Here is a 24693-nt window from a genome sequence, read left to right as displayed (position 1 = left end):
AGCCGAGATATAAATTATGCAGCCGAAAACTGCATGCTTCCTCTTTATAACAAGAATCCGTCACTGTAGTATTGCTGAAAATATTAGTTAGTTTTAAACCGCCTAAACGCTATGTCAGACACGTATTCAAATACCGGTAACTTTGTAGATCAGGCGGAATTGACCATCCTTGAGAATATTTCCAATGAGCAATTCGGCGTTTCGGAATTGGCTGATGCAATGAATACGAGCCGTTCCAACCTGCTCAGAAAGATCAAGCAGCATACCAAGCTTTCAGCGAGCCAGTTCATTCGTCAGGTTCGGTTACAAAAAAGCATGGAGATACTTGGGCAGACGTCCCTGACTGTTTCAGAAGTTTCCTTCAAAGTTGGCTTTGGCAGTACTTCCTACTTTATAAAATGCTTCAGAGAATACTATGGATATCCACCAGGTGAGGTAGGTAAACGAGGAGAGGTTGATAAAAACCCACCTTCCAGTCAAAGAAAGTTGATCGCCATTATGGTTACTGAAATGGAGGGATATACCTCCCTCATGCAAACAGATGAAAAGAAGGGCACTGCCTACCGAGATCGACATAGAAAAGTATTTGAATCTGCGACCAAAAACTACAACGGCCGCATTCTGCAGTATGATGGTGAAGGCACATTGAGTACTTTCCCAAGTGCAGTTGATGCTGTGCGATGCGGCATTGACATGCAGCTTGCTTTTAGAGAGGAACCGAAGATCCTGGTTCGAATTGGAATTCATACTGGAGATATCACAGTAACAGAAGAAGAGATTATTGGGGATGGCGTAAATGTAGCTGTCGGCATTGAAGCACTTGCGAAGACAGGTAATGTTTATATCTCCGATAAGGCGTATGATCAGGTTAAAAATCAAGATGACTTTATAACGGCATCCATGGGCGTTCATAAACTGAAAGATGTTACAAGACCCATGGAAGTTTATGCGGTTTCCAATGACCATCTTGGTGGTATGCAGACGTCTAGTGCGAGCTTGGAAAAAGGAAACCCAATGGTGAAATGGCCTTTATTTGCTGCTGCTATTCTTCTTATTGGGTTCATCGCATACTCCCTTGGTTTATTCAATGGAAAATCGAGATCCGGTTCAGTCGCAAGCTCTAGTGATAAGTCCATAGCCGTGTTGCCATTCATCAATGAGAGTAGTGATTCGTCGAACCTGTATTTTGTGAATGGCCTGATGGAATCAACCCTGAATAACCTTCAGAAGATTAAAAACCTGAGGGTAATTAGCAGATCTTCGGTAGAAAAATTCAGAAACACCAACAAGACAATCCCCGAAATAGCTGAAGAACTCCAGGTCACTTATTTTGTGGAAGGTAGCGGCCAGAAGATTGGAGACAAAATTCTACTTTATATTCAATTGATTGAGGCGTCCACTGATCGGCATCTCTGGGCCGAGCAGTATAATCGGGAAGTAGTTGATATTTTTGAATTGCAGAATGAAGTGGCTCGAAATATTGTCAGCTCTATTGAAGTTATTGTCACTCCTTCCGAACTCGAACGTATAGAGAAACAGCCTACGGATAACCTGGTGGCCTATGATTATTACCTTCAGGCGCTTGACCTTATTAATTCACGAACGCCTGATGGACTTCTTAAAGCTGTCAGGTTGCTTGAAAAAGCGATTGAAGAAGATCCTGAGTTCGCCCTGGCTTATGCCAATATCGCTATTTCCTATTACCTCCTTGAAATCACCCAGATGGAGAAGCACTACACCGAAAAGATTAATAGCAATGCAGACAAGGCAATGCTTTATGATCCAAAATCTGCTGAGAGTCTGATCGCCAAGTCTTTTTACTACCTACAAACAAAGGAATACCAACAAGCCCTGCCACACCTCGAAAAAGCTCTGGAGTATAATCCAAATTCCTCTTTTGCGATACAGATGCTCGCGGATTTCTATTTTCGAATCATTCCAAACTCTGGTAAATATCTTGAGTATGCCTTGAGAGGGGTGCAGCTAGATGGTCCAGCCCGTGATTCTGTTACCCTGAGCTATCACTACTTAAACCTTAGCAATGCCTTCATCCAGAATGGTTTTGTTGATGAGGCGATAGTGTATATCAATAAATCACTTAACCAATTTCCAGGTAACTATTTTGCACCGTATGTAAAGGCATTGATCATGTTTGCCAAAGAATCCAATATTGATCTGACCAAAAAATCACTAATAAAAGAATGGCAAAAGGACACCACGCGATTAGACATCTTACAGGAAGTGGCGAAATTCTACTTCTACGAGGAAGACTATGACAGTGCATTTTTTTACTACCAAAAGTTTGTCACTATCAGGGAAATAAATGGGCAGGATTTTGCTCCTCAGGAAGATATCAGAATTGGTAAAGTGTATGAAAAAATGGGCTTGAATGAACAGGCGAAGGATTTTTATAAGTCTTATGCGGTTTACTGTGAGAATGATCAATCCATCTACAGAAGTGCGAGTCTAGCCATGAAATTTGCTAATGAGGGAAAAATAGACCGGGCAATTGAACAACTAAACATCTTTGCGACTCAGGATAATTTTCAATATTGGATACTCGTATTTTTGAAGGTTGACCCGCTTGTAAATCCTTTGGAAGATCATCCAGCATTTGATGATGTCATGCAAAAGATTGAGGATCGGTTCTGGGAAAACCAATCCAGGTTAAGAACCTCGTTGGAGGAAACGGGACTCATCTAGATCGAAATGGATTGAATTTACCTTGGATTTCGCCTATTCTATTACCGCCTATTTAGTTTGTTTAGTCCGGTTTTGAGAGCCCTGATTCTGGTGTTTCAACTTTTGATAAGTAGTCCCCAGAGATTACGAATGAATTCCGAGTTCCCCTGTAAAAAATGTTGTCCCGCCTTCCATTAGGTTGTCACACAGCTCCACACGATTAGCGCCTCCTGCCTGAGCGGCCAAACCGGAGACTACTGAGTCGATGCATACTTCGAGTTGGGTGGACATAGAACAAACATAATTCCATTCTCAGAAAACATTACTTTTACCTTATGGAAATGAGCAAAACCGTAGAAGAGTATCTTGAGAAGAACCCTGAATACACCAAAGAACTCACCAAACTGCGCGAGATTATTCACAAAACGGAGCTGGTGGAAACGGTCAAATGGGGCATTCCAACCTATACCATTAACGGCAAGAACGTAGTAGGAATTGGAGCTTTCAAAAGCTATGCGGGTCTATGGTTTTTTCAGGGCTCGTTTCTAAAAGATCCCCAAAACCTGCTGATCAATGCCCAGGAAGGTAAAACCAAAGGCATGCGTCAGATGCGGTTCGAAAATGCCGAGCATATTGATGAAAGGATTGTAAAGGAGTATTTGCTGGAAGCCATTGAAAATCAAAAACAGGGGAAAGAAATCAAGCCAGAAAAAAAGAAGCTGGTCATACCTGACGAACTCAAAGAAGCACTCAGTACAGACAGCCAGCTTGCTGAAGCCTTTGATGAACTAACTCCGGGCAAACAGAAAGAATACGCCGAATACATCCATGAAGCCAAACAAGCTAAAACCAAACTTACCCGACTAGAGAAAATCACTCCAATGATCAAAAGTGGTGTAGGCTTGAATGATCGGTATAAGTAATTAAGTGATGAAGACAGCAAGACTGCCGCTCACCCTACGGAAAACCCATCAAAAATCCACCACAATACCCAAAGTAGGCAAAACGCTGCTATTGTCGACCTCTTGAATACGAATCAAGTTACGTGGCTCTACGATTTCTCCCTGCTCATTCCGATCCAGTCCATAAGAAGGCTCTGATGGCAGGTTGCTGGCTAACACATTCTGTACATCGAGGAAGATGTCCAATGTCCAGTTCTTAAAGTTGAACTTCTTATCGATACGGACATCCGCCTGGAAAAATGGATCCAGACTTACTGTTCCAAGCTGAGAATAATCCTTGATGATCGCCGGATAATTATCAAGAGTGGCCTGTCGATCTACCGGAGCGAAAGGAGTTCTGCCCAAATAACGCGTTCGCAAGCCTAGCTCCCAGTTGTTCCCAAACTTATAACCACCTGTGAACGTGATCAGCTGGCCATTGTCCCAGACACTTGGCAAGTACTCATCCTCATCAAATCCGGTGTATTCACTCTTGTATAAAGTGATCGCCAAAATGCCGTATAACTTCCCGGTGAACTTCTGCTGATAGAGCAGCTCCACTCCATAAGTCCTCCCCAGGCCAACACTGGCAATCGGTTCATTTCCCAACACTTCAAAGCCACCACCGAGATTGGCGAGTGAAACACTGTCCACCAGAGAAACAGGGTAGTTACCATACTTCTTGTAAAATCCTTCCACCGATATTCTCGAAGATTTGGTCAGCAAATATTCCAATCCCAAAACCGCATGGTCTGAGCGGATGTACTCCGCCGAGCGATTAGCAAAAGATCCCAAAGAATCCGTAAATCCTAAAATGGTATAAGGCGGCAACTTATAGTACCTTCCTAGAGAAGCATTCAGACTCCACTTTTGTGCCTCGTCTAATTTGTAGCTGGCAGAAACCCTGGGACTAAAGGTCCTCCATATATCATGACCCGAATCCGTAAACGTGTTCCCATCCACTCGGAAGCCAGCAGAAAAGCTCAAAGCTCCATTTAAGAAATCCCGAGAAGCCTGACCATTGACACCATACTTGATAAACGAATATCCGATATCGTACTGAAAATCATTGACCACATCCGTGGTGATGTTGCTGTAATCTGCCAGCTGTACCGTACCTCCTGCAGCAAAGGTCCAGTCACCGGCGAATCGGGTGTAGTTGTGGCGGAGCTTGGTTTCCCACTCCCGACTATCATTGTTGAGATACAGTCCGGTTTGATCTACGTTGTTTTCATACTGCTGAAACTTGTTCTGAAGGATGTTGGTGCTCAAAGTGGTCTGAGTATATCCACTAAAATCCTTGAAGCGGTGTTTCCAGCTAACTCCAGAAGTAAAAGTGTTTTGCTGGATGATTGGGATCTGATCCAGAGTAGCCTGCTGTTCTGGACTGAAATCGTCTGGAGCATTGATGGTGAGGTCATCAATAGAACCAACTCCGGTTACAATCAGCTCATCGTATTTGGAGAATTTGTGACTGATCTTGTATTGATAATCCCAATAATCTGGTAAAAATGGCAAATCGATCAGCTGAAATAAAAACTGCAGGTAAGAACGCCTGACAGAAGCAATAAACGTCGTATTAGCAGCTTCCTTTTCCCCTTTAAACAAAGGACCTTCCATAGTCAACGCGGTTTCACTTCCACTTACACGTAAGTTGGTCTTGAGCTCCTGATCATTTCCATTACGCTGGTCGAACTGCAGCACGCCAGAAAGTGCATTGTCATATTGCGACTCGAATGCTGAAGTGCTTAAAGTCACTCCTTCAAAAAAGGAGACGTTGAGCAATCCCACTGGTCCTCCCGCACTGCCTTGTGTGGCGAAGTGGTTGATGTTCGGGATTTCGATACCGTCCAGATAATACACATTTTCATTCGGGGCACCTCCTCTGATGATCACATCATTGCGAAAGCCACCGACTGATCCGGAAACACCGGGAAGCGACTGGACCACTTTGGCTATGTCATTGTTACCACCCGGATAGGTAGCCACCTCTTCCTGCGAAAGCTTCTGAATAGATAGCGGTGTTTCCATGGATTTTTCAAATGGGTTAGCAGTCACAGTGACCCCTTCCAGTTCTTCCACCGTTTCGCTCAGCTCGAAATTCACATTGGGGTTACCTCCAGACTTGACTACCACGTTATAAGTAGTCTTGGACTCATAGCCCACATAGGAAGCTGTCAGGTTGTAACTCCCTGGTTCCAAACCAGCAATAAGGTATTTACCATTAATGTCCGTGGTGGCTCCATCACTTGTGCCTTCAATTAGAATCGTCACTCCAATGAGCGCTTCTTCTGTCTTTGCATCACGTACCTCACCTGCTATCTGACCAGATTGTGCCAGTAGTTGAACTGATAGGAATAGTGCTATTCCCAGTAAAAATAACCTCATGCTTCTGCGTTAAAAAAGAGTTCATGCCATGAACTATAGAAACCGTATTTTTGATTTGAAAAAACTGAAAAACCTAACTCAACATGCTAAAAACGCTACTCAACCAACTACTAATGGTTGCTTTCCTATGGTTGATCTCCTGTAATCAACCTCAGTCTCCATCAGTGACTTCAACCACTCTTGACTCCAATACCAATCGATTGATGCAAGCCATCAGTATTGTCGATGAGAACATTGCCTGGATCAGCGGTCATCGTGCCACATTCATTCAGACAACTGATGGAGGAATGAGCTGGAAAGCATATGGATATGATCAAATCGACTCCCTTCAGTTTCGTGACATCCACGCTTTTGATGATAAGAATGCTGTGCTCATGAGCGCAGGCCCGGGCAGCATGTCTAGAATTCTGCTGGTCAATCTGGATTCGGGCTTCACAGAGACCTATGTGATGCCTCATGAAGAGGGCTTTCTCAATACCATCGAGTTTTGGGATGACCAAAATGGTCTGGCTTTTGGTGACAGTTTCAATGGTGAACTATTCGTCTTAAAAACCACCGACGGAGGCACGAACTGGGACCGGATAGACCCATCATTGCTTCCACCTGCTGGAAAAGGTGAAGGAGGATTTGCAGCGAGTGGCACATGCATCAGCACCCGACCTGGAGGTAAGGCTTGGATTGGCACCGGAGCAGGAGGCAATGCTCGAGTACTGTATACAGAAGATTACGGTGATAGCTGGAATGAAAGTCAGGTGCCTATTATCACTGGAGACGCCGCAGGTATTGCTTCAATCAATATGGCCACTGATCTAGTGGGAGTGATTGCAGGAGGAGACCTGGCCATCTCTGACCAATACACTGATAATGTAGCCATCACGCAGGATGGAGGAAAGAACTGGACACTGACCAGCCAACCTCAAACCAAAGGAGCTTTTTACGGAAGTGATGTGATCCCCTGGAAAGATGGCTACTTCCTGATCTCTTCGGGACCAAAAGGGATTGATTACAGCTTTGACCTGGGAAAGACTTTCAGCAACCTGGATACGCTAAACTACTGGGCAGTAAACATGCATGAAGCAGGTTTTGGCTATGCAGCCGGCACGGAGGGGAAAGTGATTAAACTCGAAATAGTTGATTATTAAATAAGAATGCTTTATTATTGTTTTTCAATAATTATTAATTGAAGAACAATGAATAAACTTAACTATATAAAGAACTTCCTCACTCTTGTTCAAGTTTCAGTGCTTGTGGCAGGGTTAATAGGCTTTTTCCTGGTATTCAATATGGAGAACGGCACTTATGTGGATCTTCTCAACCCTCATTTTGAATTCGAACATGGAAGAAACCTCTTGCAAAGCGAGCTCACTAATTTTCTTAATAGTGAATCGAGCATGAAATACTCCGGGCCAGAATCTGTAGTATTAGAAGTTTCGAGGATTTCTTTAGCAACAGAAGTTACTACTGGTTGGAAGTGGGGGATGATCACTTTTATTGCTCTTTACTCAGCGATTGTACTTGGCACCTTCCATTTTGTCAAAAAGATTATTTCCAATATCGCAAACCAACAATCATTCTCCTACAGGAATATCCAACACATCAAGTTACTTGGAGTAGTCCTATTATGCATTCCCTTATTGGAGTGGGTTTTTGACTGGCTGATCCTTCAATACTACTCAACACAGTACTCAATGAAATATATGAACCTGGAAAGTAGCGGTAGCTTCGATTGGTCACTGTTTAATATCTCTTTACTGATTTACACGCTTGGCTTTGCTTTTGACCAGGGTCGAAAACTTCAAGAAGAAAATGAATTAACTGTATAGCTATGAAACTCACCTTTATCAATACTTCCAAATTTATGATCAAGGCTTTTCAGGCAGTGCTCCTACTAGTCTGCCTGTTTGGGCTATTCGTCGTGGTATTTGTCAATGACACCAACTATGAATTTTCTGTAGGACCATTACAGCTAAAAGACCCGATAGATGTATCTCAACTTGCCGGGATATCCATCAATCCATTGGGCAACAAGTCCGCTCCTGACGTATCTATCAACGAACTGATACTGGAGTACCCATTGAACGGTGATGGCATTGGCTATTTTGCTGCGCTCATGCTGTTGATCTTGACTGCAGGTAGTCTATATGGCCTGGAGCAGCTCAACCGGATGATCGCGAGCCTGGAGTCTGGTGACCCATTCATTCGTGAAAACGTATGGCGAATCTACATTTTAGCCACGTTGATATGCTGTATTCCAGTTTTGAGATGGATCTACTTCTTTTTCGCTAAGCAGTGGATTGAAAGCAATTTCCAACTGACGGGTTTACTAGTTGAAACCAACGCCAACAATACCGGAATCTACGTGCTTTTTGGCACTTTGCTCATTACCATAGGCAAAATATTCGAGCACGGAATTAAATTGAAAGAAGAACAAGAACTAACTGTCTGATGCCGATAATTGTCAATTTGGATGTAATGATGGCCAAGCGCAAGATCCGCTCCAAAGAACTGGCTGAGCAGCTAGGCATCACTGAAGCGAATCTGTCAATCTTAAAAACAGGTAAGGCAAAGGCGGTTCGGTTTTCCACATTAGAGGCTCTTTGCAAAGCACTGGATTGCCAGCCCGGTGACCTGCTGGAATATCAGGAATAGCTATCATTGCACCCATGAACATTTCCTATCCTAACCTCAAGCAATCCTGGGGCTTATTTGGACTGAGCATCGTGACCCAGATAATCGCTGGACTTACCATCACCCAGATGCCCGGCAGTATTGGTATCCTGTTAGGCCAGATCTTGTCCTCGGCACTAATAATCGCCATGGCATTAAGGTTCAAGAATGCATCCGTTGGCTATCTCTTCCGTGAGAAGAAGAAGGTTAGTTTCCTGGTTTTTCCAATTCTAATCGTATTCAACCTGGCTTTTCTATGCGTCAATGATCCTATTGTAGAGCTCATACCCATGCCAGACATTTTCGTGGAAATGTTTGAGCAGATGTTTGAAAAAGACATTTATACGTTCATCACCGTAGCTTTGATAGCGCCTGTGGGTGAAGAGTTACTCTTTAGACGAATCATGCTCCCAGGACTGGTGGCTAACTATGGGGAGCGAAAAGGCATTCTTTGGTCAGCGTTCTTCTTTGCCATTTTCCACCTGAACCCATGGCAGGGAATTGGTGCATTTTTCATTGGTGTTTTCCTGGCGTGGATATTTCTCCGAACCAGAAATATTTGGGTGTGTATCTTCCTGCATTTCTTTAACAATGCGCTATCCTATTTAGGGTTTCTTTATTTTGATGATGCTATGATGAGCATCACTGATCTGACTGGGTATGGCTATGAATTAGCGATTTTGGTCGCATTGTCATTGATCTGTATGTACTTTTGCATTCGATTCTTAAGACACCTGTTTACCAATCAAGATAACACAACATGGAGCGAAGACCCAGACGAAACCGAGCATCCAAAGCCATCAGAGACCTAAGCCAGGAAACACTGGTTACCGCCAATGATCTGATCTTTCCATTGTTCCTCCTTGAGGGAACCAATCAAAAGACGGAAGTGGCCTCCATGCCGGGGATTTTTCGCTTAAGTCTTGACTTGATGTTGAAAGAGATCGAGGAATGCATGAAGCTGGGTATCCAGGCTTTTGATATTTTTCCAGTGGTGGAGGAATCCCACAAAAACCAAATGGCTACCAAGAGCCACGATAGCTCCTTCTTTTACCTGCAAGCACTGAAGAAGATCAAAGAGGAGTTTCCAGAAGCTCTGATCATCACCGATGTAGCCATGGATCCGTATAGCTCCGATGGACATGATGGCATAGTCCGTGATGGTAAAATCCTGAACGATGAAACACTGGAAGTACTGGCCAAAATGGCAATTGCCCAGGCTGAAACGGGTATAGACATGATTGGGCCTTCTGACATGATGGATGGTCGCGTTGGTTTCCTAAGAGATTCTTTAGATGATGCGGGCTTTTCCAATGTGGGCATTATGTCCTACACAGCCAAATATGCCAGCTCCTTTTATGGGCCATTTCGGGATGCTTTGGATTCTGCACCGAAGTTTGGAGATAAGAAAACCTACCAAATGAATCCAGCCAACCGCAAGGAAGCGCTCATCGAAGCTGAGCTGGACTACATTGAGGGAGCGGACGTGCTCATGGTGAAGCCTGCCATGGTTTACCTTGACATTATCTCGGATCTGAAGGCCAACTATGACTTACCAATTGCTGCTTACAATGTGTCTGGAGAGTACTCCATGATCAAAGCTGCTGGATTAAAGGGTTGGTTGGATGCCGACCGTACCAGAGATGAAACGCTCACGGCCATCAAGCGAGCCGGTGCTGACATGATACTCACCTATTTTGCTAAGGAATATTTAGTGGCTCATCGGGTGAAATAAGGCGTTCACCGATTCATCGAGAAGTGGGTGGCATTCACCTAATCAGAATTTGCTTCCTCTGAGATTATCATCAGTTTTGAAGTATTAGTAACAGCTACTATTACCAACCAAGATGAACGACAGCAAACCAACCACAGCACAAGAAGAAGCAATAGCACTGAAAATAGCTATGCATCTGGAAAGAAACATCATGAAAAACCATCATGACACCTTGCTTGTGAAAAGATTAAGCGACATGAGCAACCACATCCAAACCAATTATTTAAACACCATAGACAGTCTTTAAGTAATTGGATTAGTCAAACAGGTCATCTTCACGTTCCAACATGAGTATCGAACTCTGAGGAACGATGAAGTACTTTTCCCCTTCATACATGATCTCAAAAGCTCCTTTCTGGAGAAATAGTGCCAAATCCCCCTCCTTCGCCTGAAGCGGGATATATTTGATTTTTTCTTCCTCCGGTTTCCAATCATCGTCTCCATCACTACTCATAGGGATTGGATAGCCTGGACCAGCTTTTACGATGTAGCCACTCTGTACTTTCTCCTTTTCCTGCACACCAGGAGGTAGGTATATCCCACTACTGGTTTTCTCATTCTGCTGCTTGGGCTTGATCAGCACCCGATCACCCACTACAATGATATTTTTCAGTTTATTGTCTGCTGTCAACTGCATGGTCATTTGTCCTCCGGTATTAAAAGAATCGCAAATTTAGAATGGATTCAGAATTTCAACCAAAAAGATTGGCCGATGGATTTTGTGGTAATTGCTTCTCCTCGTCTTTGATGTTTTGTGAACGATCCAACAGTCGCTGGTCAATGTTCTTACTCGCCTTAGCACCAAGCTCTTTGAGTATTTCGGTTCTACGAACGAGGTTGCCGTTTCCTTCAGAAAGCTTTTTCATGGCTTCCTGGTAAGACCCCTGTGTCTGTTTCAGGTTCTGTCCCACTTTTAGCAAATCTTCCGCAAATGACACGAACTTGTCATAAAGCGCACCTCCTTGCTTGGCGATCTCCAGCGCATTTCTGTTTTGGTACTCATGCTTCCAGATACTAGCCACCGTTCTTAATGTCGCGATCAAAGTGGCTGGACTCACGATGATGATATTTTTGTTGTGCGCTTCATTGTAGAGCTCCCCACCATGCTTCACGAGCAGCGCAAAAGCAGACTCTATCGGCACAAACATCAGCACATAGTCCAGAGTGCCAGTATCGAACAGTTTATGGTAATTCTTTTCACTCAAACCTTTCACGTGTGCTTTGAGCGATACGAGATGTTCTTTAAGGTATTGCTCCCGTTCGTTTTCGTCATCCGTACTGGCATACTTTTCATAAGCTGTCAGGGATGCCTTGGAGTCGATGACCAGGTTTTTGTTGTCAGGAAGCTTGATGATGACATCCGGTCGCAAACGACGACCCTCTTCACTGGTAAAGGATTCTTGTAAGAAATACTCCCGATCTTTTTCCAAACCAGACCGCTCCAGGATTCCCTCCAGAATGATCTCTCCCCAATTACCCTGCACTTTGGTATCGCCTTTCAACGCCTTGGTCAGGTTCTCAGCTTCCTTAGACATCTTTTGATTTAGCTCACGAAGGGCCAGTAGTTGCTCGCGAAGTGCGGTGCTGCGCTCCAGACTGTCTTTGTTGGTCTGCTCTACTTTACGCTCAAACTCCTGAAGTTTGTCACCAAGAGGCTTAAGCAAATGATCCAGATTGGTCTTATTCTGATCGGTGAATTTCTTGCTCTTTTCTTCGAAGATTTCATTTGCCAGATTTTTGAATTCCGCTGCAAATCGATCCTGCAAGGTTTTAACCTCTTCCTTCTGTTCGTTCAGTCGCTCCTGCAGGTTTTGGTAATTGGCCTTCAGGCTGGAATGTGCACTACTGAGGTCGATGAATTTCTCTCGTTCCTGACGTAGTTCCTGATTGAGTTGTGAAAATTCTTCTGATAATTTCTGTGTGCGTTCCTGCTCTAGTTGCAGTTCCATTTTGAGCTCGGGAGTTCGATCTTCTGGTTGTTTGGTCTGCAACTTGGCCACCAAATATCCGATGGCAACTCCTGCCAGCAAACCAATCACTAATACCATTATTGAATCCAACTCCATAAACTTAAATTTACATCAATCTTTGCAGATACCCGAATACTTCCATGCTCCAGGCCACGCCCAGGTGAATAATGATTCCTCCCCAGATATTCTCTGTTTTATAGGAAACCACACCAAGGAGATATCCACCAAACACTGAACTGATCGTTTCTGTGAGCGGCTTGCCGAAATGAAGGAACACATAAGTGGCTACCATAGGCAACACTGCATACCCTCCGAGCCATTTCACAAACGCATGGATGAGAAAGCCACGAAAGAACAGTTCCACCGCTACAAAATCACTGCCATAGGCCAATTCGTAGATGAGAACTGACACCCAGACAGGAAAACCGTGTGCCTCGGCAAATTTGTCACCTCCGGATTTGGCATATCGAGGATAATACGACTGGATGTCAGAAAAGAATGACCCTATACCTATGATCACAACTGTGATCAAGAGTAATTGAAAATAGGGCCTGAAATCCGTTTTTTGAACCGACAACCCGTAATAACTCCTTGGCTGCTCAGATTCAAAAATTCGGTAAACCATGAAGATCGGTAACACGTTGACCAGCAAGCTCATGGACCAATTGACACAGCGGTAGGCAAATCGATAATCCACGGTGTCCAGAACGTAGGCTAGCTGTCGATGAAGATTAAACGTTCGATCGGCGGCCAAAATAGCAAAGCCCAGAATAGCCATCATCCAAAAACGAGCATCACCGAGCACATTGGGAATCTTGCCCGAAAGTGCCAGAATGCCCACCACCGATAAAAAAGGCATCAACATCCAACCGAACATAGCTGGCCAGTGATAGAAGCTACCTCTCAGAGGATCCAGATAACTATCTTCAAAATCCAGCAAATAGTTGAAAGCTATCCAACAACTAATAAACAGCGCCGTTAAGAGGTAGAGTCTTAGATCAAAGTGTTTTCTTTGAAACTCAATTAAGTAACCGTAGAGTTTTTTCATAGCTATTAGTTGACCCCAATATGTGCTTAATCGCTCTTGCATGGGACATGCACCCCAAATATAAACTGATCCTTGCCGCCAACCGCGACGAGTTTTACCAGCGACCAACTGCCAAAGCTGCTTTTTGGGAAGACCAACCCAACTTACTTGGTGGACGAGATCTCCAAGCTGGAGGCACCTGGATGACCATTACCAAAAATGGACGATTCGCAGCTGTTACTAACTATCGGGATCTGGCTAATATCCGCGAAGATGCCGCATCTCGTGGCGAAATACCGACGGATTTTGTGAATGGCCAACTAAGGCCTGAAAAATTCATTCAGACACTTCATGAGCATGCAGAAGACTACAACGGATTCAATGTGCTGGTCTCGGACCTTAGAGAAATGGGTCACTACTCCAACTATGAGCGCAAAATCAACATCCTGAAGCCAGGCATTTATGGGCTGAGCAATGCACTATTGGATACTCCATGGCCCAAAGTAGAGCTCGCTAAGATGAACTTTGAAACTGCGATCAACAATAGTTTTACACATGAAGAGTTATTGGAAGTGATGACCAATACCACGATAGCGCCGGACGAACAGCTTCCAGACACGGGGGTACCCAAAGAAATGGAGCGTCAACTTTCAGCTATGTGCATCCGGATGGAAAACTACGGCACTTGCTGCAGCACGGTGATTACTGTAGATCGGGACGGAGTGGTTAATTTTACAGAGAAATCTTTCCCTGTAGGGGAACGAAAGGAAGGAACAGCGCATTTTCGCTTCAAAATAGCATGAGTAAACTACTTTTTGGGTTAGCAATCATTTCACTAGTGACCATCGGCAGCTGCGATGATAAAGTCAACCAGTTTGATCTGGACAAAGATCCGCTCAAAGGCAAGATCGATGGAGTGGAATGGGAATATACTGGCGGCAGAGTGGACTACAGCAACTTCTCCAACCAGGCCGTAGGAAAGATTTTCAATGAAAACCTGACAGATCCTTGTGCTCGAGTGAATACCATCTTTGCTCATTTGGATGTGGCCTTTCCCACCGAGCGAGGCAACTATAACCTGCCGTTCATCAACAATACCGGGTTTATCAAATTCGTCACCCCAAATGGTGGTCCTATCTACACAGCAACTAGTGGTTTCCTAGAAATTGTAGAGGTAAACGGCTTTGAAATCATTGGTTTTATCTCTGCAGATTTTGATGAAGACAACAATGTGCAGGGCAGCTTTTTGGTACGGATTTGTGACTAGGTTGGAAGCTCTATACTTAAGAGGCTAACATTCAAACTTGGACACCTTCGATATCTTCCCATCTATGCTTCTGATGACCATGGAAGTGCATTCCAATGGTAAGTCTTTCAGTTTTAGATTAATGCTGACAGAACCTCGTTGAAGGATTTCAGGAAAAACTTCTTGAATCTTTTGTTCATCATCGCCTATTCGAAAAAACTGATCAAATCTACCTAGAGCAATACTCCCGTCTTGGAGTTCCCATGAATAAAGTGAATCCTCTTCAATGTAAATCTTGCACTTGCCATACTGAAGAAGATACCCGGTCGTGCCCTTCATTTCATATTCGTAAGGTTCGCTGGAAGTAGGAGGACCAAATGCCGCCAGTACCTCCTCGTAGGTGGCTCCAAAGTTTACAGACTGGTCATTCCGCATCAGCTGGATTTCATCCAGAAGAAAGGTCTGCTGCTTAATTAAAGAGTCTAGAGAAAAAGCAAAAGACTGAAAAGCTAAGAGGATTATGGTGAGCATTACAATTTTCATAATTGTAAGAAATAGTTTCGACTGATTAATTAAAAAGTCCAACTTCTCAGCCTTATTGCCTTCTAAATAAAGTATATCCACCCATATCTACTACCCTCAAAGAAAGATGCTCCTCTGTAATTCCATTGATTTCATAACACAACGGCTCTGGATCATCGTATTTGCTAATTGTGTGGTCACCCAACTTTTTGATGCTTGGTGTCAGTTTCAAATAACTTGTGTGCATGTCAATTGGCACCTTAACCCCACACTGCGGGCTAGAATTCGAAATGGAGTAATCGTAAGTTGCAACTAATTGGTTGTCATAATACGAATAAACCAAACCAGAACTTTCAAAAACATATTTGTCTTTTGCGTCAGATTCATTGACCCATGTACCTACAATCGAGGGGTTTTGGACTGATAGACCCAAGAGATATGACATTCCAACAAAAAGAATATTAAAGACAATGTTCATTGAGAGTCAACTTCTTTCAAGTGAAAAATCCTCCTTCATAACCATTTTCGCAAGTATCAAATCGGAATAATTATACAGTTAACTAGAAAATACCAGAAATAGGGTAGCCCTATTAGCTAAAATCCATAAAAAAAGTCCGACTGCTCAGCCGGACTATTCTATTTAATTTAATGTAGTTATCAAATTTTTAAGCCAACTCAGTAGCCTCCAGATATTCCTCCACAGGCACACAGCTGCACATCAGGTTTCTGTCACCATACGCACTATCGATGCGACTGACAGATGGCCAGAACTTGTTGTACTTCAGCTCAGCCATCGGGAAGGCTGCTTTTTCCCTGCTGTAAGGAAGCTCCCAGGTATCGGAAACGATCACACGCTGTGTATGCGGCGCATTCTTTAGCACGTTGTTTTCCTTATCTGCAGCTCCAGTGGCTACTTCTTCGATCTCCTTTCTGATCGAGATCATCACCTCACAGAACCGATCGATCTCCGACTTGGTCTCACTTTCGGTAGGCTCGATCATCATGGTACCTGCCACCGGGAACGATACCGTAGGTGCGTGATAGCCATAGTCCATCATTCGCTTGGCTATATCTTCTACTTCCACTCCAAACTTTTTAAAGTCACGGCAGTCAATGATCAACTCATGCGCATTTCTTCCTTTTTCATTGGCATACAATACCGGGAAGTGATCCTTCAGTTTCGCACCAATGTAATTCGCATTGAGGATCGCGATTTTCGTTGCGTTGGTCAGGCCCTCCGCTCCCATCATGGCAATGTACGCATGAGAAATTGGTAGGATACTCGCACTGCCATAAGGCGCGCTTGATACATTCACCTCATCGATATCCGCCACTTCATGACCCGGCAAGTACGGAGCCAGGTGCTCTACTACCCCAATTGGACCCATACCTGGTCCACCTCCTCCGTGAGGAATACAGAAAGTCTTGTGCAGATTCAGGTGACATACATCAGCACCAATCATCGCCGGTGAGGTCAAGCCAACCTGCGCGTTCATATTCGCCCCATCCATATAGACCTGACCACCGTGCTGGTGAATTACCTCACAGATCTCCATGATACTCTCTTCGAACACGCCATGTGTACTTGGGTAAGTGACCATCAGGGCTGACAGATTTTCACTGTTGGCTTTTGCCTTTTCTTTTAAGTCATCCACATCGATGTTGCCATTTTCGTCACAGTTCACGATGACGACTTTCATACCGGCCATCACTGCGCTGGCTGGATTGGTACCATGGGCTGATGAAGGGATCAAAACGACATCCCTGTTGTGGTTGCCGTTTGCCTGATGGTATGCTCTGATCACCATCAAACCGGCATATTCTCCTTGCGCACCAGAGTTGGGCTGGAAAGATACTGAGTGAAATCCTGTGATCTCGGCGAGCCAATCATGTAACTCACTGATCATTGCTTTATACCCTTCTGTTTGCGATCCAGGTGCAAACGGATGGATATTTCCAAACTCGGGCCAGGTCACCGGAATCATCTCGGTGGTGGCATTGAGCTTCATGGTACATGACCCAAGTGAAATCATGGAGTGAACCAGGGAAAGGTCTTTGTTTTCCAATCGCTTCATGTAGCGAAGGATCTCGTGCTCACTCTGGTTCTCATGAAATACTTCATGCGACAGGTAGTCTGATGTCCTGCTCAACCCTTGTGGGTAAGATATATCCACTTGCGAGTCGAAGGTGATTGCTTCATGATCCAAAGCCTTGGTAAATAAGGTGATCACTTCCTGAATGTCTGCAGGAGTAGTGGTCTCGTCAAATGAGATCATCACGGTCTCCGAGTTTGGATAACGGAAGTTGATGCCGTTGGCTTCAGCTAATGATCTGATCTCAGCCACTGTTGGTGCTGCCAGTTCATAGCGAAGGGTTTCAAAGTATTGTTCGTTTTTATTTCTCAACCCAATTGTTCCTAAAGCCTTATCCACCGCAATAGCAAAACCTCTTACCCGAGAAGCAATGCGTTTGAGCCCTTCAGGACCATGATAAACGGCGTACATAGAAGCCATGACAGCTAGCAATACCTGAGCCGTACAAATATTGGATGTAGCTCGCTCTCTTTTAATGTGTTGTTCACGAGTTTGTAAAGCCATCCGATAGGCGGGATGTCCTTCGTCATCTTTAGACACACCGATGATTCGTCCCGGTACGTTTCGCTTGTACTCCTCACGAGTGGCGAAGAAGGCTGCATGTGGCCCACCGTAGCCCATCGGCACACCAAATCGCTGTGAGGTTCCCACGACTACATCTGCTCCCCATTCTCCAGGAGGAGTTAGTAGACATAGGCTTAGTAGGTCAGAGGCTACAGCTATGGTCACATGGTTTTCTTTGGCTGCAGCCACAAAATTCTTTCGATCAAAAACCTCCCCATAATTATCAGGGTATTGGAAAAATACTCCGTATAGCTCTGGATCCGTCAGGTCAATTTCTTCTATTTTGGCCACTTCCAACTCGATTCCCATTGGCTTGGTTCGGGTCTTGATGATGTCAAGTGTCTGTGGAAAAGTGCGCTCATCCACGATGAACTTGTTGGCTCTTTTCTTTTCTTTCTTTCTAGTGGCATGAAGCATGGAGATAGCCTCTGCAGCTGCCGTTCCCTCATCTAGTAGCGAAGCATTGGCAATCTCCATTCCGGTCAGGTCAATGACCACTGTTTGAAAGTTGATTAATGCTTCTAATCTACCCTGAGCGATCTCTGCCTGATACGGGGTGTAGGCAGTATACCAACCTGGGTTCTCCAGGATGTTTCTTTGAATCACAGCCGGGACTACACATGGATAGTATCCCTGACCGATGTAAGACTTGAAGATGTGATTTTTGGAAGCCGTTTTTTTCAGCTTGTTGATGTATTCGTATTCATTGAGCGGCTCACTCAGTTTCAAACCATTTTTCAATCGGATTTTGTTAGGGATGGTTTCAGCAATCAGATTGTCAATGGAGCTTTGACCTAATGCCGCCAACATGTCTTGAATATCGGCTTGCGAAGGACCATTGTGGCGGGATTCGAATGCCACTCTTTCTTTTAAATCAACAGTCATACCGGGTATTTATTTGAATCGATTTTTTGAAGCTGCAAATGTATAATGAAAAGCCCACAAACGATAGTTCCAAATGATCCATAATTCTCAGAAGACCAAAGTTTTAGGCCAATGAAACCGGTCCACTTTTATGACCAATAAAACACAGAATCGACCGATTAAATGGATCGTTCATGGCAACCAAATGAAATCCATTAATTTGCGAGCTTGAAATTTCTTTTGATATGAAGCATACAACAACATTAACACTGCTTTTGGCAGTAGTCCTTTCGGGTTTCGCCCAGGACAAAAAGGCACAAAAGTTTGCCAAAACCATTTCAGCGGATGACCTGAAAGGATACCTGTCCGTACTGGCATCTGATAGTCTGGAAGGTAGAGAAACGGGTGAACGCGGACAAAAAATGGCAGCAGCTTACATTGCTGGCAAGTTCAAGGAGTTTGGCCTGGAGCCACCGGTTGAAACCGCTACTGGAAACTCTTATTTTCAAAAATACCCTTTGCAGAAGTCGACTTACCGAACTGCTTATTTGAAAAAAGGAGATGAGAAAATGGTCAACTTTGAAGACTTTGTTTACTTCTCACGCACTGAGACTAAAGGTGAAGAGTATGTGAACATTGTCTACGCTGGCGATGAGACCATCGAATCCTTAAAGGAAAAAGACCTGGCAGGAAAGTTCATCGCTATTCCTCAGAAGGACATGTCCAACTGGCGTAAAGTATTAGCCGATCTTGGTGACATTGAAACGGAAGGCATTGTGTTGATCGTGGAAGATTCGTCTTCGTACGATTTCGTGAAACAACGCTTTTCTCGATACCTCAGTGGCACACGTCTTTCCACAAAATCAAATGATTCTGGAACCAAAGTGATCATCGGTAATCCGAAACTAGCTACCTGGATGTTCAACACAGAATATGACCAATTGGAACCAGGAACGGCTTCTAAAGATTTGATCCTGAACTCTGACCTACTGATAGAGGACATTGAAGTGGAAAACGTGTTGGGATTCTTGGAAGGGACAGAAAAACCAGAAGAAGTACTGGTAGTCACTGCACACTATGACCACATTGGTATTGGCTCTGACGGTCAGGTAAATAATGGAGCAGATGACGATGGATCAGGCACTTCCACTGTAATTGAGTTGGCTCAGGCATTCTCTACAGCAGCTAAAAAAGGCAGTAAGCCGAGAAGAAGTATCCTTTTCATGACTGTTTCAGGTGAGGAAAAAGGATTGCTTGGTAGCGAATACTATTCCAACAACCCGATCTTCCCACTAGAAAACACTGTCACCAACCTAAACGTGGACATGGTAGGACGAATCGATCCTGACCATGAGGAAAATCCAAATTACGTCTACGTTATTGGAGCAGACAAGCTATCATCTGAGTTGAACGAGATTTCAGAAATGGTCAACAAGCAAACGGTTAATTTAGATCTGGATTATACCTACAACGATGAGAATGACCCGAACAGATACTACTACCGATCAGATCATTACAATTTTGCAAAAAAGAACATTCCGATCATTTTCTACTTCAACGGTACGCATGCAGATTATCACAAACCCACAGACACCATAGAAAAGATCGATTTCAAGACGATGGAAAAGCGAGCACTATTGGTTTACTACACCGCGTGGGAATTGGCTAATCGTGAAAACCGCGTGAAGCTAGATTGATCAGCAAAACATCCTTAATTTTGAGGGGTTGACACCAAGCTGTCAACCCCTTTTTTATGCAAAACAGATAGCCATGTCTACCAAAAAATACCTGATAAAAAATGCACAGATTGTCAATGAGGGGAAAATCATCTCTTCAGATGTTTTAATCTCAGATGGACTAATCGCTAAAATAGGTTCGGGATTGTCAGATCCTGCAGCTGAAGAAATAGACGCCAATGGAAAACACTTGATTCCTGGCCTAATTGATGATCAGGTACATTTCAGAGAGCCAGGTCTCACACACAAAGCAGAAATCTACACAGAAGCCAAAGCGGCGGTAGCTGGAGGAGTGACCTCCTACATGGAAATGCCCAATGTAGTTCCTCAAACAGTCACTCAGGAACTGCTGGAAGCTAAATACGAGATTGGCAAAGCCAAATCCCTGGCCAACTACAGTTTCTTCATGGGAGCCACGAATGATAACCTGGATGAAGTGCTCAAAACCAATCCGAAAGATGTCTGCGGTATCAAAGTATTTATGGGATCATCCACTGGAAACATGCTGGTAGATGACAAGGACACGCTCGATAAATTGTATGCGAATGCACCCATTTTACTGGCAACCCACTGTGAAGATGAGGAAACAGTTCGCAAAAACCTGGCGATCTACCAGGAGAAGTATGGGGATAACATTCCCTTTGAGATGCATCCAATCATCCGAAGCGAAGAGGCGTGTTATCTATCCTCCTCTATGGCAGTAGAACTGGCGAAAAAGCATAACACCAGACTTCACATCTTGCACATCTCCACCGCCAAAGAAACGAACCTCTTCACCAACGACATCCCGCTGGAGCAAAAGCGGATCACATCAGAGGCCTGCATTCATCACTTATGGTTTAGCGATGAAGACTATAAAGAAAAGCAGCAGTGGATCAAATGGAACCCAGCAGTAAAAACAGCCGCAGATCGTGATGGCATTTGGAAAGCCCTATTGGATGACCGAATAGACGTGATCGCCACGGATCACGCCCCACACACTATCGAAGAAAAGCAAGGTCCATACACCAGTGCACCTTCTGGTGGACCATTAATTCAGCACTCGCTTACAGCATTATTGGACTTCTACCACGAAGGCAAGATTTCACTCGAGCGAATTGTAGAGAAGGCTTGTCATGCAGTAGCCAGATGCTTCGAAATAGAAAAAAGAGGCTACATCCGTGAGGGATATTTCGCGGATTTAGTATTGATAGACCTGAATAAACCATGGACGGTCTCCAAGGAAAATATTTTGGCGAAGTGCGGCTGGTCACCATTCGAAGGACACCAATTCAAATCCTCGGTAGAGAAAGTTTGGGTCTCTGGCCACCTGGCTTTCAATGAGGGGAAATTTGACGAGTCTAAAAAAGGTGAAAGACTTACTTTTGATCGCAATTAATTTTTTGCAAAATTCATGAATGCAGTTAACTTTGCATTCCCAAATCAGAGCCTTGAGATCTGAGATGGGAAACAGTGGTTGTAGCTCATCCCGAAGTTTCGGGAGGTTAGAGCGCCACAACCCAACAAACGGTGGTTGTAGCTCAGTTGGTTAGAGCGCCTGATTGTGGTTCAGGAGGTCGTCGGTTCGAGACCGATCTTCCACCCAAAAATTTGGAACAAATTTTTGCCCTGACAAGCTTGTCTTCGTCAGGGCTTTTTGTTTCAAACGCATCATGCTAAATTCATAGCAATGCCTTTCTTCGTCTACATCCTATACTCTGAATCCGCTGACAAATACTACAAAGGACAGACTAACAATCTGGAAGATCGTCTGAAAAAACATAATGCCGGAGCTGAGGTGGCGACCGTCAAAGGAAGACCCTGGAAAGTGGTGTGGTCCACTGAAAAGGAATCTAGAAGTGAAGCTATAATTCTGGAGAAGAAGTTGAAGAATATGAACAGGCTAAAACTGAAATCCTTCATAGATAAGTATTCTTAGGTTCGAGTCAAGACGAAAGCTTTGATGCTGACCGCAGCGTCAGCAACCGATCTTCCATCAAGACACTACGGTCTTGACAGGCCCAAAAATTTGGAACAAATTTTTGCCCTGACAAGCTTGTCTTCGTCAGGGCTTTTTGTTTCAAACGCATCTTGCTAAATTCATAGCAATGCCTTTCTTCGTCTACATCCTATACTCTGAATCCGCTGACAAATACCACAAAGGACAGACTAACAATCTGGAAGATCGTCTGAAAAGACATAATGCCGGAGCTGAGGTGGCGACCGTCAAAGGAAGACCCTGGAAAGTGGTGTGGTCCACTGAAAAGGAATCTAGAAATGAAGCTATAATTCTGGAGAAGAAGTTGAAGAATATGAACAGGCTAAAACTGAAATCCTTCATAGATAAGTATTCTTAGGTTCGAGTCAAGACGAAAGCTTTGATGCTGACCGCAGCGTCAGCAACCGATCTCCCATCAAGACGCTTCGGTCTTGACAGGCCCAAAAATTTGGAACAAATTTTTACCCTGACAAGCTTGTCTTCGTCAGGGCTTTTTGTTTCAAACGCATCTTGCTAAATTCATAGCAATGCCTTTCTTCGTCTACATCCTATACTCTGAATCCGCTGACAAATACTACAAAGGACAGACTAACAATCTGGAAGATCGTCTGAAAAGACATAATGCCGGAGCTGAGGTGGCGACCGTCAAAGGAAGACCCTGGAAAGTGGTGTGGTCCACTGAAAAGGAATCTAGAAGTGAAGCTATAATTCTGGAGAAGAAGTTGAAGAATATGAACAGGCTAAAACTGAAATCCTTCATAGATAAGTATTCTTAGGTTCGAGTCAAGACGAAAGCTTTGATGCTGACCGCAGCGTCAGCAACCGATCTTCCATCAAGACACTACGGTCTTGACAGGCCCAAAAATTTGGAAGCAGTTGCAGAAATGTAACTGCTTTTTTATTAACTGATCTCCAAGTCAATATGCGAAGAAAGTAGCCGTCAAACCATCTGCTTTCTCCAAAGTCAGAAAGTTCTCTTCTATAGCATAAGTCAATGAGCACTGCTCTTCATGGCAATATAAAAATGAACCAAACAAGGATTCAAATTCGCGTAACGCTTCGGTCTGAGGAAGTGAAAGTGTACAAATCTTATCTGTGGAAATCAACATAGTTTGTCCATCAATTGATAGCTGTCCCAGACAAGAATTATCACCCAAAAAAGCATTGATCATCAAAACACCATCAGAATAGAAAATCTCGATAAATGGCTGACCCGCTTCACATGGAGGATAGATCATTTGCTCATTCTTTATTCCGAAGAGATTCCACTTCCCAAAGATTTCAAACTGCGCATTGGCCAACGTGTCAATAGGTGGCAAACAGAAGTCTATTACGCTTAAATCATCGATTCTAATTCTTCGGTAAGAAAACGTGTCCACGCAACTTTCTAGGATTTGACCTTGAATTACCACTCGTTTACCCACCTCAAGGTTGTTCTCAAACGCTGTATCACATGCTACTAATTCTTCCTTGCCAATTAACCTCAGAGGCTTCACACCTTGGACGGAATAGACTCCAGAATCGAGCACTTCTAGTACTTCTCCATCGCATGACCCACACTTTGCTGGCTCACTTTGTTCTTTACACGAACTGATGCAAATGATGAAACTAACAACTAACCAGAGTGGAAATGAATCTTTCATAAACTCATTTGATCAATGTAGAAGTTAATCAGGGATTTTAACTCAATAAGCCCTTTATTGATTGTAGATTTTAACAAGCTGAGGAATATCAATATCCTTTTTTTTCGAAGATTGGATGATCTCCATACAGCGCTGATTATCTCCAATTACTTCCAGCAAGGACTTTTTATCTCGTGAATAAACCCTTACTAAACCCTTATCCTTAGACCAGAAGTACACTTTATCAAACTTAGGGGCACTACCATTTGGTGTCACAATGTATGACTTAACGAGTGAAGTGAACAGATTGACCCTACCTTCCAATTCAATTTTCACAAACAATAAATCATCTAGGACATTTTGACCTGAAAAGTATCGATCAGTTCCAATGGTATATCCTTTGATTTTATTGGCCTTGAACTTCTTATACTTCGAGTCATTTGATTTGAACTTTACATATCGATAAAGAATATCAGGATTTTTAGGCGCCTCAAATTCCCCTTGAATCGTATCCTTATCCATTGTAATGATGTAACCTTTTCTTTGAGCAAAAATTGAAAAAGAAAACCCCAGAAAAAGAATAATGAGAGTACTGAACTTATTGAAATTAGTCATATCC

Annotated in this window: 26 protein-coding genes and 1 tRNA gene; 17 read left to right on the top strand and 10 right to left on the bottom strand. The window is 43.7% G+C overall.

The window, feature by feature from the left end; all coding sequences use genetic code 11:
• The first annotated feature begins 111 nt into the window (after positions 1-111).
• On the top strand, positions 112-2703 hold the full coding sequence (locus ACO067_RS13015; RefSeq protein WP_421874776.1) for a helix-turn-helix domain-containing protein: 2592 nt from the start codon (positions 112-114) through the stop codon (positions 2701-2703).
• Positions 2704-2826: 123 nt separating this feature from the next.
• On the opposite strand, the gene ACO067_RS13010 is transcribed toward ACO067_RS13015, so the two are convergent.
• A complete protein-coding gene (locus ACO067_RS13010) occupies positions 2827-2973 on the bottom strand; it encodes a copper homeostasis protein CutC (RefSeq protein ID WP_421874775.1) in 147 nt (48 codons plus the stop codon).
• A gap of 50 nt (positions 2974-3023) precedes the next feature.
• On the opposite strand from ACO067_RS13010, the gene ACO067_RS13005 reads away from it, so the two are divergent.
• Positions 3024-3605: a YdeI/OmpD-associated family protein gene (locus tag ACO067_RS13005; protein ID WP_421874774.1), complete on the top strand. Its 582-nt coding sequence runs from the start codon at positions 3024-3026 to the stop codon at positions 3603-3605.
• Between the two features lie 48 nt (positions 3606-3653).
• On the opposite strand, the gene ACO067_RS13000 is transcribed toward ACO067_RS13005, so the two are convergent.
• Positions 3654-6011 carry a TonB-dependent receptor gene (locus ACO067_RS13000; RefSeq protein ID WP_421874773.1) on the bottom strand — a complete coding sequence of 786 codons (2358 nt, stop codon included), beginning with the start codon at positions 6009-6011 and terminating at the stop codon, positions 3654-3656.
• Positions 6012-6094: 83 nt separating this feature from the next.
• Between ACO067_RS13000 and ACO067_RS12995 the strand changes: the two genes are divergently transcribed.
• From ACO067_RS12995 to ACO067_RS12965, 7 genes are all read left to right on the top strand, one after another.
• On the top strand, positions 6095-7153 hold the full coding sequence (locus ACO067_RS12995; RefSeq protein WP_421874772.1) for a WD40/YVTN/BNR-like repeat-containing protein: 1059 nt from the start codon (positions 6095-6097) through the stop codon (positions 7151-7153).
• Positions 7154-7201: 48 nt separating this feature from the next.
• A complete protein-coding gene (locus ACO067_RS12990; protein ID WP_421874771.1) occupies positions 7202-7834 on the top strand; it encodes a DUF2975 domain-containing protein in 633 nt (210 codons plus the stop codon).
• 2 nt (positions 7835-7836) lie between these two features.
• The gene (locus tag ACO067_RS12985) at positions 7837-8457 is read left to right on the top strand and encodes a DUF2975 domain-containing protein (protein WP_421874770.1); all 621 of its coding nucleotides are present in this window, start codon (positions 7837-7839) and stop codon (positions 8455-8457) included.
• Positions 8457-8660, top strand: coding sequence for a helix-turn-helix domain-containing protein (locus ACO067_RS12980; protein ID WP_421874769.1), 204 nt, complete (start codon positions 8457-8459; stop codon positions 8658-8660). Before ACO067_RS12985 ends, ACO067_RS12980 begins: the two co-directional genes overlap by 1 nt.
• 14 nt (positions 8661-8674) lie before the next feature.
• On the top strand, positions 8675-9490 hold the full coding sequence (locus tag ACO067_RS12975; protein WP_421874768.1) for a CPBP family intramembrane glutamic endopeptidase: 816 nt from the start codon (positions 8675-8677) through the stop codon (positions 9488-9490).
• On the top strand, positions 9439-10413 hold the full coding sequence (hemB, locus tag ACO067_RS12970) for a porphobilinogen synthase (RefSeq protein WP_421874767.1): 975 nt from the start codon (positions 9439-9441) through the stop codon (positions 10411-10413). The genes ACO067_RS12975 and hemB overlap by 52 nt, the downstream gene beginning before the upstream one ends.
• A 112-nt stretch (positions 10414-10525) precedes the next feature.
• Complete coding sequence (locus ACO067_RS12965) at positions 10526-10699, top strand: hypothetical protein (RefSeq protein ID WP_421874766.1); 174 nt, start codon at positions 10526-10528, stop codon at positions 10697-10699.
• 9 nt (positions 10700-10708) lie between these two features.
• On the opposite strand, the gene ACO067_RS12960 is transcribed toward ACO067_RS12965, so the two are convergent.
• Genes ACO067_RS12960 through ACO067_RS12950 form a run of 3 tightly spaced genes read right to left on the bottom strand, consistent with a single transcriptional unit; the run spans position 10709 to position 13470 of the window.
• On the bottom strand, positions 10709-11089 hold the full coding sequence (locus ACO067_RS12960; protein WP_421878304.1) for a co-chaperone GroES: 381 nt from the start codon (positions 11087-11089) through the stop codon (positions 10709-10711).
• A 55-nt stretch (positions 11090-11144) separates the two neighbouring features.
• Positions 11145-12518 (bottom strand): DNA recombination protein RmuC, encoded by a 1374-nt coding sequence (rmuC, locus tag ACO067_RS12955; RefSeq protein ID WP_421874764.1) that lies wholly within the window; start codon positions 12516-12518, stop codon positions 11145-11147.
• Positions 12519-12528: 10 nt separating this feature from the next.
• Positions 12529-13470 carry a CPBP family intramembrane glutamic endopeptidase gene (locus ACO067_RS12950; protein WP_421874763.1) on the bottom strand — a complete coding sequence of 314 codons (942 nt, stop codon included), beginning with the start codon at positions 13468-13470 and terminating at the stop codon, positions 12529-12531.
• 20 nt (positions 13471-13490) lie between these two features.
• Between ACO067_RS12950 and ACO067_RS12945 the strand changes: the two genes are divergently transcribed.
• Entirely contained in the window at positions 13491-14252 is a 762-nt protein-coding gene (locus ACO067_RS12945; protein WP_421874762.1) for an NRDE family protein, read from the top strand.
• Positions 14249-14716: a hypothetical protein gene (locus ACO067_RS12940; protein WP_421874761.1), complete on the top strand. Its 468-nt coding sequence runs from the start codon at positions 14249-14251 to the stop codon at positions 14714-14716. Before ACO067_RS12945 ends, ACO067_RS12940 begins: the two co-directional genes overlap by 4 nt.
• A gap of 24 nt (positions 14717-14740) precedes the next feature.
• On the opposite strand, the gene ACO067_RS12935 is transcribed toward ACO067_RS12940, so the two are convergent.
• The 3 genes from ACO067_RS12935 to gcvP all read right to left on the bottom strand — a co-directional run bounded on the left by ACO067_RS12935 (position 14741) and on the right by gcvP (position 18759).
• Positions 14741-15238 (bottom strand): hypothetical protein, encoded by a 498-nt coding sequence (locus ACO067_RS12935; protein ID WP_421874759.1) that lies wholly within the window; start codon positions 15236-15238, stop codon positions 14741-14743.
• A 52-nt stretch (positions 15239-15290) separates the two neighbouring features.
• The gene (locus ACO067_RS12930; RefSeq protein ID WP_421874758.1) at positions 15291-15695 is read right to left on the bottom strand and encodes a hypothetical protein; all 405 of its coding nucleotides are present in this window, start codon (positions 15693-15695) and stop codon (positions 15291-15293) included.
• A 187-nt stretch (positions 15696-15882) separates the two neighbouring features.
• Positions 15883-18759 (bottom strand): aminomethyl-transferring glycine dehydrogenase, encoded by a 2877-nt coding sequence (gene gcvP / locus ACO067_RS12925; protein WP_421874757.1) that lies wholly within the window; start codon positions 18757-18759, stop codon positions 15883-15885.
• Positions 18760-18983: 224 nt separating this feature from the next.
• On the opposite strand from gcvP, the gene ACO067_RS12920 reads away from it, so the two are divergent.
• The 6 genes from ACO067_RS12920 (at position 18984) to ACO067_RS12895 (ending at position 23228) form a co-directional block, all read left to right on the top strand.
• Positions 18984-20435 carry a M28 family peptidase gene (locus ACO067_RS12920; protein ID WP_421874755.1) on the top strand — a complete coding sequence of 484 codons (1452 nt, stop codon included), beginning with the start codon at positions 18984-18986 and terminating at the stop codon, positions 20433-20435.
• Positions 20436-20508: 73 nt separating this feature from the next.
• Entirely contained in the window at positions 20509-21852 is a 1344-nt protein-coding gene (locus ACO067_RS12915) for a dihydroorotase (RefSeq protein ID WP_421874754.1), read from the top strand.
• Between the two features lie 130 nt (positions 21853-21982).
• Positions 21983-22058, top strand: a tRNA-His gene (locus ACO067_RS12910).
• Positions 22059-22143: 85 nt separating this feature from the next.
• Positions 22144-22392, top strand: coding sequence for a GIY-YIG nuclease family protein (locus ACO067_RS12905; RefSeq protein WP_421874753.1), 249 nt, complete (start codon positions 22144-22146; stop codon positions 22390-22392).
• Between the two features lie 169 nt (positions 22393-22561).
• Positions 22562-22810, top strand: a complete 249-nt coding sequence (locus tag ACO067_RS12900; RefSeq protein ID WP_421874751.1) for a GIY-YIG nuclease family protein — start codon at positions 22562-22564, stop codon at positions 22808-22810.
• Between the two features lie 169 nt (positions 22811-22979).
• Entirely contained in the window at positions 22980-23228 is a 249-nt protein-coding gene (locus ACO067_RS12895) for a GIY-YIG nuclease family protein (protein ID WP_421874750.1), read from the top strand.
• 141 nt (positions 23229-23369) lie between these two features.
• Here ACO067_RS12895 and ACO067_RS12890 read toward each other — a convergent pair whose 3' ends face one another.
• Entirely contained in the window at positions 23370-24095 is a 726-nt protein-coding gene (locus ACO067_RS12890; RefSeq protein WP_421874749.1) for a hypothetical protein, read from the bottom strand.
• A 54-nt stretch (positions 24096-24149) separates the two neighbouring features.
• Positions 24150-24596: a hypothetical protein gene (locus tag ACO067_RS12885; RefSeq protein ID WP_421874748.1), complete on the bottom strand. Its 447-nt coding sequence runs from the start codon at positions 24594-24596 to the stop codon at positions 24150-24152.
• Positions 24597-24693 lie beyond the last annotated feature (97 nt).

It is taken from the genome of Marinoscillum sp. (assembly GCF_965229915.1).
In the GTDB taxonomy this organism is placed as follows: Bacteria; Bacteroidota; Bacteroidia; order Cytophagales; family Cyclobacteriaceae; genus Marinoscillum.
The sequence above is the reverse complement of the archived record's forward strand: the minus strand, read 5'-3'. Positions and strand labels throughout refer to the sequence as shown.